The sequence below is a fragment of the Kluyvera intermedia genome (genome assembly GCF_021440345.1).
GTDB lineage: Bacteria > Pseudomonadota > Gammaproteobacteria > Enterobacterales > Enterobacteriaceae > Kluyvera > Kluyvera intermedia_A.
In genome coordinates this window covers 1-12,124 of the sequence record NZ_JAKCNS010000022.1, presented here as the reverse complement: position 1 = coordinate 12,124, position 12,124 = coordinate 1, and the positions used below count along the sequence as shown (strand labels likewise).

Genomic DNA, 12,124 nt, shown 5'->3' with positions numbered 1-12,124 from the left:
TGCGGGTTATCTTCATTCGTAAGCGCTAACCCGCAGAAAACGTAAAAGAATCGAACAAAATTTCCTTAAAACGACTACGCCTTTTCGCTGATAAATATCAAAATCAGCGGGAAAATTTTTTTTTGCTGTCGCTTTTGGAGTGCGTTGCGCAAATCGCCGGGTGGCGGGGGATAGGGGCTAGAGGTAGTTATCCACTATTCCTGTGGATAACCCTGTGTATTAGGGTTAGAAAACTTGCGGTAAACGAGAGAGCATGCGGCTTTCGCCTGAATTGGCGCGAAACGCGTCTTTTGGTTGTTTGTTTTATAAATCAATAAGATAAATAAAAGCAATGGCGTCATAAAAAGTGCTGTCAATTGCCATAAAACTTTCATGACCTATATTGACAAATGTTAAAAGAGAAAATGTTCTGGGGATAACCCTGTACGACTAGTTTTTTATCTGGTCTGAGGACAAATTTTAGCCGCTCTTGCTTGTTATCGCCGCGAGTATACGAAATACGATAATGCACTACTGTTTTTATATCCAGTCTTTTTTATTGGCAAATCCGCAGGCGACGAGTAGAATTAATCTCCAGCCCGGCCATCAGTCATCAGGTAGCGTTGCCCATGAGTAAACCCTTTAAGTTGCATTCTGCGTTTAGTCCTTCAGGCGACCAGCCTGTTGCCATCTCACGTCTGAAAGAGGGTCTGGAAGACGGTCTGGCGCACCAGACGCTGCTGGGCGTAACCGGGTCGGGTAAAACTTTTACCGTGGCTAACGTCATTGCTGACCTCCAGCGCCCAACGATGGTGCTGGCACCGAATAAAACGCTGGCGGCACAGCTGTATGGCGAAATGAAAGCGTTCTTTCCGGAGAATGCGGTCGAGTATTTTGTCTCCTACTACGATTACTACCAGCCGGAAGCCTACGTCCCGAGCTCCGATACCTTTATCGAAAAAGATTCCGCCGTTAACGAACATATCGATCAGATGCGTCTGTCGGCGACCAAGGCGCTGCTTGAGCGCCGCGATGTCATTGTGGTGGCCTCGGTGTCGGCGATCTACGGTCTGGGTGACCCGGATCTGTATCTGAAAATGATGCTGCACCTGACGGTGGGCACCATTATCGACCAGCGCGCCATTCTGCGCCGTCTGGCGGATTTGCAGTACACCCGTAACGATCAGGCGTTCCAGCGTGGGACCTTCCGCGTACGCGGCGAGGTTATCGATATTTTCCCTGCGGAATCAGACGACATCGCGCTGCGCGTGGAGCTGTTTGATGAAGAGGTCGAGCGGCTGTCGCTGTTCGACCCGCTGACCGGGCATATCGAATCCACTCTCCAGCGCTATACGGTCTACCCAAAAAGTCACTACGTAACACCGCGTGAACGTATCGTGCAGGCGATGGAAGAGATCAAAGTTGAGCTGGCGGAGCGACGTAAAGTGCTGCTGGACAACAACAAACTGCTGGAAGAGCAGCGCCTCAGCCAGCGTACCCAGTTCGATCTCGAGATGATGAACGAGCTGGGCTATTGCTCGGGCATTGAAAACTACTCGCGCTTCCTCTCCGGCCGAGGCCCAGGCGAGCCGCCGCCGACGCTATTTGACTATCTGCCGGCCGATGGCCTGCTGGTTATTGACGAATCGCACGTCACTATTCCGCAAATTGGCGGTATGTATCGCGGCGACAGGGCGCGTAAAGAGACGCTGGTGGAGTACGGCTTCCGCCTGCCATCGGCGCTGGATAACCGCCCATTGAAATTTGAAGAGTTTGAAGCGCTGGCGCCGCAAACCATTTATGTGTCGGCGACGCCGGGTAACTACGAACTGGAGAAATCCGGTGGTGACGTGATTGATCAGGTTGTGCGCCCTACGGGGCTGCTCGATCCCATTATTGAAGTGCGTCCGGTCGGTACTCAGGTTGATGATCTGCTATCGGAAATCCGTAAGCGTTCGGTGATTAACGAGCGTGTGCTGGTGACAACGTTGACCAAACGTATGGCGGAAGATCTCACCGACTATCTGGAAGAGCACGGCGAGCGGGTGCGTTATCTGCACTCGGATATCGATACCGTTGAGCGTATGGAAATCATTCGCGACCTGCGTCTGGGTGAGTTCGACGTGCTGGTGGGCATCAACCTGCTGCGTGAAGGGCTGGACATGCCGGAAGTCTCGCTGGTGGCTATTCTCGATGCCGATAAAGAAGGCTTCCTGCGTTCCGAGCGTTCGCTGATTCAGACCATTGGCCGCGCCGCGCGTAACATCAACGGTAAGGCCATTCTGTACGGTGACAGAATTACTGCCTCAATGGCCAAAGCAATCGGCGAGACCGAACGCCGCCGTGAGAAGCAGCAGCTCTACAATGAAGAGCACGGGATTGTGCCTCAGGGGCTGGTGAAAGATGTGGTCGACATTCTGTCGATGGGCGAGGGGCTGGCGAAGACCAAAGCCAAAGGCCGCGGCAAGTCTCGCGGCGCATCTTCTATCGTCGAGCCAGATGTGCAGGCGTTGACGCCGAAGGCGCTACAGCAGCAAATCCAGACGCTGGAGGCGCAGATGATGAAGCATGCGCAGAATCTCGAATTCGAAGAGGCGGCGCAGGCTCGCGACCGTTTGCACAAGCTGCGCGAACTGTTTATTGCGACGTCCTGATACGGTATTTTGCCCGCTGACTTAGGTCGGCCGGGCTATGCTGAAGACGTTGGTTGTCCAGGCTAGCGTACGCTGTGGCTGATATTGGCGCGAAATGTGGCAGGGGTCACGCTGCGGGTTGAATCCTTAATGTTCACTTAATAAATACGACTGATACTATTCCCAAAATCTATGAGGGTAGCGTCATGTCGAATTTAAGTTTTCAGCAGTTGTTTACCATGCTTGTCTTTGCGGCTATCGTCGCCGGTTTTGCCTGCCACTGGATGCTAACTTACTAAAGCGCTTTAGCGCTTCGGCGCCTGAAATTCTACCCATGCCCGCGTGCCGGTTCCGGTATCACGGTTCTGTAAGAAGAAAGCGGCCTCATGCAGCTGGGCGATACGCGTCACAATACTTAGCCCGAGGCCAATCCCGCCGTAGCGGCTGTCCATACGAACAAACGCCTGGCTCAGCTCGCCGACTTTCGACTCATCAATCCCCGGCCCCTCATCCTCAACCACCAGCATCGGATGCGATGCGGACTCCAGCAAGAGCGTAATGGTTGACGCTTGCGGGCTATAACGATGTGCATTTTCCACCAGATTACGCACCAATAGCCGCAGTAGGGTGGCATCGCCGGAAACGATCAGCGCTGAGGCTGGTTCCTCAATCGCCAACGTTTGCCCGCGTGCGCCCAGCATGGTCTCCAGCTCGCTTTTTATCGGCTCAACCACATCGGCTAGCAAGTCAACCTGCTGGTAGCTTCCCGCGGAAAATGATTGCCCGACTCGCGCTAATAGCAGTAGTTGCGCAACGCTCTCGGTCATTTGGTCCAGACGCTGCACCAGGGCGGACAGATCCAGGTGCTGCGTTTTTTCCAGCAGTTCGAGATGCAATTTCAGCCCCGCCAGCGGCGTGCGCAGTTCGTGGGCGACGTCGGCGGTAAACAGGCGTTCGCGATCGAGCGTTTGGGTCAAATTCTCGACCAGCTGGTTAATCGCCCTGGTCACTGCTTCAACTTCAACCGTGGTCTGCTGCAGATAAATGGGCTGCAAATTTCCCGGCGTACGCGCATCGAGCTCTTTTTGCAGATCGGCCAGCGGGCGCGTAATGCGCTTGACCGCCTGCAGACATAAATATAGCGCCAGGCCGATAATCACCAGGCTTGGTACCAACAGGCTGGCAATCGCCTCTCGCACTTCGTGGCGTATGTGTTTGGCATTGTTGTGGTTGTTAAGCAGCATTGCCACTTCCAGCTCGATCTGTTCTTTACTCTCGTGCCAGAGCCAGAACACGCTGATAAGCTGGAACACCACCAGAATAACGCCGATGGCCAGTAGTAACTGATGGCGCATCGGCCATTTGCGAATGGAGAAGAGTGCCATGCTTTATTCTGCCTTTGCGGTCGTAACCAACTGATAGCCGAAGCCGCGTACGGTGCGGATACGCGCTTTACCCACTTTGTCGCGCAGGTTATGGATATGTACTTCCAGCGTATTGGTCGCCGGCTCGTTATCCCAGTTGTAGATATCGTTGTAGAGAATTTCGCGGTGTACCGGGCTACCGGCTTTGAGCATCAGGCGCGACAGTAAAGCGTACTCTTTGGGGGTGAGTTCCAGCAGTTCACCGTCCAGCCACACCTGGCGGCGGGTGACGTTGAGGCGCAGATTCTCAACGGTGACTTCGTTATCACCCTGGTTCAGATTGCGTCGCAGCAGAGCTCGAATGCGGGCGTTAAGTTCTTCCAGCGCGAATGGCTTCACCAGATAATCGTCGGCACCGGTATCCAGACCGCTCACGCGATCCTCTAACGTATCGCGAGCAGTGAGGATCAACACTGGAACGCTGAGTTTTTCCTGGCGCATCCGGTTGAGGAAATGCAGCCCGTCTTCATCCGGCAGACCTAAATCCAGCACGACAAGGCTGTAATGCCCGTTGGCGAGGCTAAGCGCTGCCTGCTGGGCGGTAGCCACGCCATCACAGGCGTAGCCCTCACTTTGCATGGCCAGAATCAGCCCCTGTAATAGCAAGGTGTCATCTTCAACGACTAAAATTTTCATCTACTGGCCTCTATTTACACGTGGCTAAGATATCATCCGCTGCGCGATATTCCTGCGTCTCTACGCCGGTCAGACCTAGCATTGTAGAGAACAGGTTATCCTGCGAGTAGTTATTTTCTTTGGCCTGCTTTTGCAGACAGTCGTAATTAACGCCATAGCGCTTTTGATAATCATCCGATAACCATAACAGCATTGGCACATGTTTTTGTGTTTCTGGCGCGATGGAATAGGGCAACCCGTGCAGATAAACGCCGTTCTCGCCCAATGATTCACCGTGATCGGAAAGATAGACCAGGCTGGTGGTAAATTTATCCTGTCTCGATTGCAGCAATTTAATCGCCTTATCGACGATATAGTCGACGTACAAAATGGTGTTGTCGTAGCTATTCTTGAGCTGCTCCTGGGTACAGGATTGAATTTCGCTGGTATCGCAGGTTGGCGTATAGCGACGGAATTCCGCTGGATAGCGATTGTAATAAGTTGGACCGTGACTACCGATGGTGTGCAGAACAATTACGCCGTTGCCCTGCATATTATCAATGGTTTTTTCCAGGTCATGGAACAGCACGTCATCGTAGCACTCGCCGTTAATACATTGGCCGGGCAGATTCAGCGCCGTGACGTCCTGATGTGGTACACGGTCGCAGGCACCTTTACAGCCGCCGTCGTTATCGTTCCACAGCACCTGAATTCCGGCGCGCTGAATAATGTCCAGCAAACCTTCCTGATGATGAGCCAGCGACTCGTTGTAGCTGGTGCGCGGCATATTTGAGAACATGCAGGGAACCGAGACGGCGGTGGCGGTTCCGCAGGAAGTCGTTTTCGGGAAGTAGACCACGTTGTCTTTGGCTAACAGTGGGTTGGTTTCACGGTCATAGCCGCCCAACGAAAAATCAGCGGCGCGTGAAGTCTCACCGAGCACTAAAATAGTCAGATTTTTACGCGGGCCATTATTCATCACCGCTTTTTGTTTGGCGTCTTCACCGATTTTTACCAGCGGCAGGTTGTCCATCTCATGGTGAAAATACCAGGAATTAACCGCCACAATGCTGTTTGACGGGTTAAGCGATTTCACTAGCTCTTTATTATTACGAAACAGCGAGGCGTAATCTTTATAAAACAGTGCGGCGACCAGCAGAATTAATACCGCCGAAACGACAAACATCCCGACCCGCATCAGGGTACCGCGCACCAGGCTGGCAGCGGGTTTAATTTTAATCCACCATGCCAGTGCAATAAACAGCAGGGCGGAGACAGCGAGGACGGCAATCATTTGCCCGGAGAGCAGGGCGTAACTTTCGGCAGGCGTGGTGTCGAAGATGTTGGTGACCATCGAGCGGTCAATAATGACCCCGAAGCTCATCATAAAATACTGGGCGCTGGCGCTAAGCAGGATAAATAGCGAAGCGACCAGTTTTTCCAGCCGAATAATGGAGGCCAGCGTTAGCAATATCACCATGACCGAGAACGCCACCACCGGCATACTTATAAAGACCAGCGTGTTATGCAGGCCGTCAACGGGCAGCAGGGTAAACACCTGACGATAAAAATCGATATTCAGCGGCAGCGCAATATAGAGCGCAAACAGAATGATATAAGTCAGCCGGCTGACGGTCGAGCGGTTGCGTAACAGGCGAAGCATAGCGTTGGACTCAAAAGTGATGATGTTCGCTATGCTGCCCGAGCTATTTTAAGACAACCTTAAGAAGTTAAGGAAACTCAACCAAAGGCCTGTAACGCTTCTTCGAGTGCCGCACGCAGCAGAACGCGGTCGTGACGATAGGGGATATCACCGGCTTCCAGCGGTTGCTGAATAACCACTTTGCACTGAACGTGGCTGGCGTCGACTTTCGGGCCGACAACGACCGCATCGATCACCGCTTTGCCGATATAGTGCTCCAGCAGCGCGATCCGTTCATCAATGCCGAGGTCGCCCGCCGGGCTGTGCTCGCGGCCGAGATTATCGATATAGACCATCGGCGCCGGGGTGCGGCGAAGCGCCTGAGCAATATCCGGCAGCAGAATAATCGGTAACAGGCTGGTGTAGAAACTGTCGGGCCCAATAAGAATCAGGTCCGCATCGGCAATCGCTTCTACTGCTTCGCGAGTCGCCGAGACTAAAGGGGTTAACATTAATTCGCGCGGCGGCAGCTTGAGTTGGTCAATATTCACTTCACCGTAAATTTCATGGCCCTCACTGTCGATTGCCATTAAATCAACCGGCTGTTCGGACATTGGAATCAGTGAAGCTTCAACTTTCAGCAGGTTTTTTATTAAATTGATGGCTTCTAAAGGCCGGATACTCAGGTTGTCCAGTGCCTTTAACATTAGATTTCCGAGGTTATGTCCGGAAAGTTCGCCGTTACCCGTAAAACGGTACTCAAACATCGTTGAGGCGACGCTGGGCTCGGTAATTAATTGGTTAAGGCAGTTGCGCATATCCCCCCAGGCGATACCGCCTTCGGAACGGCGAATTCTCCCGGTAGAGCCGCCGTTGTCGGTGGTCGTGACGATGCCGGTCAGGCGCGAGCCGAGCGATGAGAGAGATGACATCACGCGTCCAAGGCCATGTCCGCCGCCTAGCGCGACGACGCGGTCGAGATCGGCAAAAGTACGATTGCGCATACAACTTCCTTATAGTGAAAAACGTGCTTACATTAGCCTAACTACCTCTAAAAGACGATGCTCTGTGCTGGTCAAAATGACGTATATCAATGCAAAAGCGTGATTTTTACGTATTCTGTAGGGAAAGTGCACGATCAGGTCGTTATGTATAGCTTTATATAACGATTGTGGGAATGGCGAAACTGTTATTCTCGCGCTACTATTCGGCATAACCAGGTTCAGTACTGTTTCTACTTTAGTCTGAACAACACACTCTAGCCTCTGCGCCTAAGTTGAAAAATACGGTGCTTTGGCCGCGACAGATAATCTGTCGCCAGGGCGAAGGAAGAAATGATCTCGCCTCCCGTATTTGGAAAGGTGTCTATGGCTTCACAACTCACTGATGCGTTTGCGCGCAGATTCTTTTATCTGCGCCTGTCGATTACCGACGTATGCAACTTTCGCTGCACCTACTGTCTGCCTAACGGCTACCAGCCCAATGGGGTCACCAACAAAGGATTTTTGTCGCTGGACGAGATTCGCCGGGTGACGCGCGCCTTTTCGGCATTGGGTACGGAAAAAGTCCGTTTAACCGGCGGGGAGCCGTCGTTACGTCGCGACTTTACCGACGTGATTGCCGCAGTGAAAGAGAACGCCTCAATTCGCCAGATTGCCGTGACCACTAACGGTTATCGAATGGCGCGCGATGTTGCCGCCTGGCGCGAAGCCGGACTCACCGCGTTAAACGTCAGCGTTGACAGTCTCGACGCGCGACAGTTTCACGCGATTACCGGTCAGGATAAGTTCCGCCAGGTGATGGATGGCATCGATGCCGCCTTTACCGCGGGCTTTGATAAAGTGAAGGTCAACACCGTGCTGATGCGCGATGTCAACCATCACCAGCTCGACACCTTTCTGGCGTGGATCAAACCGCGCCGCATTCAACTCCGCTTTATTGAACTGATGGAAACCGGCGACGGCAGCGAACTGTTCCGCAAACACCATATCTCAGGCATGGTGCTGCGTGACCAACTGCTCCAGCGCGGCTGGATCCATCAAATCCGTCAGCGCAGCGACGGCCCGGCGCAGGTCTTTTGTCACCCCGATTACGAAGGGGAAATCGGCTTAATTATGCCGTATGAAAAAGACTTCTGCGCCAGCTGTAACCGTCTGCGCGTATCGTCCATTGGGAAACTGCATCTGTGCCTGTTTGGCGACGGCGGCGTTGACCTGCGCGAACTGCTGGCGGATGACGCCCAGCAGCAGGCGCTGGAAGACCGTATTGCCGAAGCGCTAACGCATAAAAAACAGACCCACTTCCTGCATCAGGGCAATACCGGAATTACCCAGAATTTATCCTATATTGGTGGATGATTCGTCATCAAGGAGCTATCAAATGAGTCAGGTGAGCGCTGAATTTATCCCAGCACGCGTTGCTATTCTTACTATTTCCAATCGCCGTGGCGAAGAGGACGATACCTCCGGCCATTTCCTGCGCGACTCGGCGCAGGAAGCGGGCCATCAGGTCGTCGATAAGGCCATTGTCAAAGAGAACCGCTACCAGATCCGCGCCCAGGTTTCCGCATGGATTGCCCGCGACGATGTGCAGGTGGTGTTGATCACCGGTGGTACCGGTTTAACCGACGGCGATCAGGCACCTGAAGCCCTGCTGCCGCTGTTTGACCGCGAAATTGAAGGTTTTGGCGAAGTGTTCCGCATGCTCTCTTTCGAAGAAATTGGCACCGCCACGCTGCAATCGCGTGCCGTCGCCGGAATGGCAAACCGTACGCTGATTTTCGCCATGCCGGGTTCAACCAAAGCGTGCCGCACCGCGTGGGATAACATCATTGCCCCACAGCTTGATGCCCGTACGCGCCCGTGCAACTTCCACCCTCATTTGAAGAAATAAAACGATGTCGCAACTGACCCATATCAACGCGGCCGGTGAAGCCCATATGGTGGATGTCTCCGCCAAGGCGGAAACCGTTCGCGAAGCGCGCGCTGAAGCGTTTGTTACTATGCTGCCGGAAACTCTGTCGATGATTATCGACGGCAGCCATCATAAGGGCGACGTCTTTGCCACCGCTCGTATCGCTGGCATTCAAGCGGCAAAACGTACCTGGGATCTGATTCCACTGTGTCATCCGCTGATGCTGAGCAAAGTGGAAGTCAATCTGCAGGCCCAGCCGGAGCATAACCGCGTGCGGATTGAGTCGCTGTGTCGCTTAACCGGCAAGACCGGCGTCGAGATGGAAGCGCTCACTGCCGCATCGGTTGCGGCACTCACCATTTATGACATGTGCAAAGCGGTACAAAAAGACATGGTCATTGGCCCGGTGCGTCTGCTGGCGAAAAGCGGCGGCAAGTCGGGAGACTTTAAGGTGGATGCTCATGATTAACGTGCTGTTTTTTGCTCAAGTCCGCGAGCTGGTCGGCACCGACTCACTGACCCTGGCCTCTGATTTTTCGACGGTAGAAGCCGTGCGCCAGCATCTGGTGGCGCAAGAAGGGCGCTGGGCGCTGGCGCTGGAAGAGGGCAAGCTGCTGGCGGCGGTAAATCAAACGCTGGTGAGTTTCGACCATCCGGTGGCCGATGGCGATGAAGTGGCCTTTTTCCCACCGGTTACGGGAGGTTGATATGAGTGAAACCCGTATTCGTGTCGGCCATGAGCCGTTCAGCGTCGGTGATGAATATCCGTGGCTGGCTGCCCGTGATGAAGACGGCGCGGTGGTCACATTCACCGGTAAAGTACGTAACCATAACCTTGGCGACAGCGTCAAAGCGCTGAGTCTTGAGCACTATCCCGGCATGACCGAAAAAGCACTCGCGGAGATCGTTGATGCCGCGCGCGAACGCTGGCCGCTGGGCCGCGTCACCGTGATTCACCGTATTGGCGAACTGTGGCCGGGCGAAGAGATCGTCTTTGTCGGTGTGACCAGCGCTCATCGCAGCAGCGCCTTTGACGCGGGCGAGTTTATCATGGACTATCTAAAGACCCGCGCGCCGTTCTGGAAGCGTGAAGCGACCCCGGAAGGGGAGCGTTGGGTGGAAGCGCGCGACAGCGATAAACAGGCAGCCGAGCGCTGGTAGAGTACACTTAAATTCATGGAGTTCAGGTTGTCGCTGATGCGCTGGTAGCCTGAATAACGGCGAATATTTTAGGTTCATACTAACTTCAGGAGAACGTCATGGAACGATTCCCGCGCTCAGATTCTATTGTGCAGGCGCGTAGCGGCCTGCAAACCTATATGGCTCAGGTGTATGGCTGGATGACCTGTGGTCTGCTGCTGACCGCGTTTATTGCGTGGTATGCGGCCAATACGCCGGCGGTGATGGAGTTCGTTTTCTCCAGTAAAATCACCTTCTTTGGGCTGATTATCGCCCAGCTGGCGCTGGTGTTCGTGCTCTCTGGCATGGTACAGCGCCTGAGTTCGGGCATGGCGACGACGCTATTTATGCTCTACTCGGCTCTTACCGGGTTGACGCTCTCCAGCATTTTTATCGTCTATACCTATTCATCAATTGCCAGCACCTTCGTGGTGACCGGCGGCATGTTCGGTATCATGAGCCTGTACGGCTACACCACCAAGCGTGACCTGAGCGGCTTAGGCAACATGCTGTTTATGGCGCTCATCGGCATTGTGCTGGCGTCGCTGGTGAACTTCTGGCTGAAAAGCGAAGCGCTGATGTGGGCAGTGACCTATATCGGGGTGATCGTGTTCGTCGGCCTTACCGCCTATGACACTCAGAAGCTGAAAAACATTGGCGAACAGATTGATGTGCGTGATTCATCTAATCTGCGCAAATACGCCATTCTCGGTGCGCTGACCCTGTATCTCGACTTTATTAACCTGTTCCTGATGCTGCTGCGTATCTTCGGCAACCGCCGCTAACTCAGCGAATTGATATTGAAAAAATCCCGGACTGGTTCCGGGATTTTTTTTGTCCAAAAGCAGCCCTTGGGCACTTTTCTGAAAGAATTAGTCGTACTCATAAATCATGAGGAGGTCACGGATTAAATATTTCAAATAATGAAAATGCATTGCACAACATTGCTTAATGGAATTTTCAATGTCTGCACCAGTGTATTGGATAGGATGCAGAGCTTGTTAAGAAGGATGTTGTGGATAGTAGCCGTTTATCGAAAAAGACGGCTGACTATTTGAAAGAAACTAACAAAATAATCAACCATGCAACTAATAAGGTGGTAACTGAGTATATAGTTGTTCTTTCTGGTAAAGCTCCAAAGACTTTAACGCCGAACTCTGTCTATGAGGTGTCGAGGGGGGATGGTTCAAAAAGTATCACTTATTATGATAGTAAGGGGAGAACGTTTTCTCGAGAAGATTATGGTCAGCAACGTACTCATAGTTCTTTAGGTTACGATTCTAACGGAAAAGTGCCTCCGCATGAACATAAAATAACCTATGATGAACGAGGGTTTATGGATAAAAAATACCACCGTGAAATTGATAAAAATGGTAAAGCTGTAGGGCCATGGATTTTGGAAAAATAGAGGTCATTATGTCAAATGATGTTTGTGGTTATATTATGCCTTCTCTAAATAGAGAAAAAGAGATATTGTTACTAAAGTATATATCAAGGATATCCATAGGTATTTGTAAGATAAAATATAATGAGCTGTACAATTTTCCTGAAGAATACATTCCTTCTGGTGATTGTTTTGCTTTTCTTATAGGTGATAGACCTGGGTATCCTAATGCAACATATCTAATCGATTATGATGAGTATGATCCTGAATCTTCTGGTATAGGATTTCCTCCTGGGGCAAAAGAAAGGCTTAAAATTTTGTTAGATACTCTAACAGATATAATAAGAATAACCAA

General features: G+C 52.3%; 13 protein-coding genes and 1 riboswitch. Of the genes, 9 read left to right on the top strand and 4 right to left on the bottom strand.

What is annotated here, in order from left to right; all coding sequences use genetic code 11:
- The first annotated feature begins 608 nt into the window (after positions 1–608).
- A complete protein-coding gene (gene uvrB / locus LZ634_RS07235; RefSeq protein ID WP_234503471.1) occupies positions 609–2,633 on the top strand; it encodes an excinuclease ABC subunit UvrB in 2,025 nt (674 codons plus the stop codon).
- Between the two features lie 284 nt (positions 2,634–2,917).
- Here the strand turns inward: uvrB and pmrB are convergent, their stop codons facing one another.
- From pmrB to yvcK, 4 genes are all read right to left on the bottom strand, one after another.
- On the bottom strand, positions 2,918–3,997 hold the full coding sequence (pmrB, locus tag LZ634_RS07230; protein ID WP_234503468.1) for a two-component system sensor histidine kinase PmrB: 1,080 nt from the start codon (positions 3,995–3,997) through the stop codon (positions 2,918–2,920).
- 3 nt (positions 3,998–4,000) lie between these two features.
- Complete coding sequence (gene pmrA / locus LZ634_RS07225; protein WP_052284725.1) at positions 4,001–4,672, bottom strand: two-component system response regulator PmrA; 672 nt, start codon at positions 4,670–4,672, stop codon at positions 4,001–4,003.
- Positions 4,673–4,682: 10 nt separating this feature from the next.
- A complete protein-coding gene (eptA, locus tag LZ634_RS07220; protein ID WP_234503467.1) occupies positions 4,683–6,314 on the bottom strand; it encodes a phosphoethanolamine transferase EptA in 1,632 nt (543 codons plus the stop codon).
- A 77-nt stretch (positions 6,315–6,391) separates the two neighbouring features.
- A complete protein-coding gene (gene yvcK / locus LZ634_RS07215) occupies positions 6,392–7,297 on the bottom strand; it encodes a uridine diphosphate-N-acetylglucosamine-binding protein YvcK (protein WP_234503466.1) in 906 nt (301 codons plus the stop codon).
- Positions 7,298–7,535: 238 nt separating this feature from the next.
- Positions 7,536–7,673, top strand: a riboswitch (molybdenum cofactor riboswitch).
- On the opposite strand from yvcK, the gene moaA reads away from it, so the two are divergent.
- The 8 genes from moaA to LZ634_RS07175 form a co-directional block, all read left to right on the top strand.
- Positions 7,661–8,650 (top strand): GTP 3',8-cyclase MoaA, encoded by a 990-nt coding sequence (gene moaA, locus LZ634_RS07210; protein ID WP_234503464.1) that lies wholly within the window; start codon positions 7,661–7,663, stop codon positions 8,648–8,650. (Overlaps the previous riboswitch by 13 nt.)
- A gap of 22 nt (positions 8,651–8,672) precedes the next feature.
- Positions 8,673–9,185 carry a molybdenum cofactor biosynthesis protein B gene (gene moaB, locus LZ634_RS07205; RefSeq protein ID WP_234503463.1) on the top strand — a complete coding sequence of 171 codons (513 nt, stop codon included), beginning with the start codon at positions 8,673–8,675 and terminating at the stop codon, positions 9,183–9,185.
- A 4-nt stretch (positions 9,186–9,189) separates the two neighbouring features.
- Positions 9,190–9,675, top strand: coding sequence for a cyclic pyranopterin monophosphate synthase MoaC (gene moaC, locus LZ634_RS07200; RefSeq protein ID WP_052284730.1), 486 nt, complete (start codon positions 9,190–9,192; stop codon positions 9,673–9,675).
- The gene (moaD, locus tag LZ634_RS07195) at positions 9,668–9,913 is read left to right on the top strand and encodes a molybdopterin synthase sulfur carrier subunit (RefSeq protein ID WP_234503461.1); all 246 of its coding nucleotides are present in this window, start codon (positions 9,668–9,670) and stop codon (positions 9,911–9,913) included. Before moaC ends, moaD begins: the two co-directional genes overlap by 8 nt.
- Before the next feature lies 1 nt (position 9,914).
- Positions 9,915–10,367, top strand: a complete 453-nt coding sequence (gene moaE / locus LZ634_RS07190; RefSeq protein WP_061282707.1) for a molybdopterin synthase catalytic subunit MoaE — start codon at positions 9,915–9,917, stop codon at positions 10,365–10,367.
- Between the two features lie 98 nt (positions 10,368–10,465).
- The gene (locus LZ634_RS07185) at positions 10,466–11,170 is read left to right on the top strand and encodes a Bax inhibitor-1 family protein (RefSeq protein WP_234503460.1); all 705 of its coding nucleotides are present in this window, start codon (positions 10,466–10,468) and stop codon (positions 11,168–11,170) included.
- A 230-nt stretch (positions 11,171–11,400) separates the two neighbouring features.
- Entirely contained in the window at positions 11,401–11,793 is a 393-nt protein-coding gene (locus LZ634_RS07180; RefSeq protein WP_234503458.1) for a hypothetical protein, read from the top strand.
- Positions 11,775–12,124, top strand: a 350-nt coding sequence (locus LZ634_RS07175; RefSeq protein WP_234503457.1) for a hypothetical protein, incomplete at its 3' end; no start/stop codon positions are given. The genes LZ634_RS07180 and LZ634_RS07175, both read left to right, overlap by 19 nt.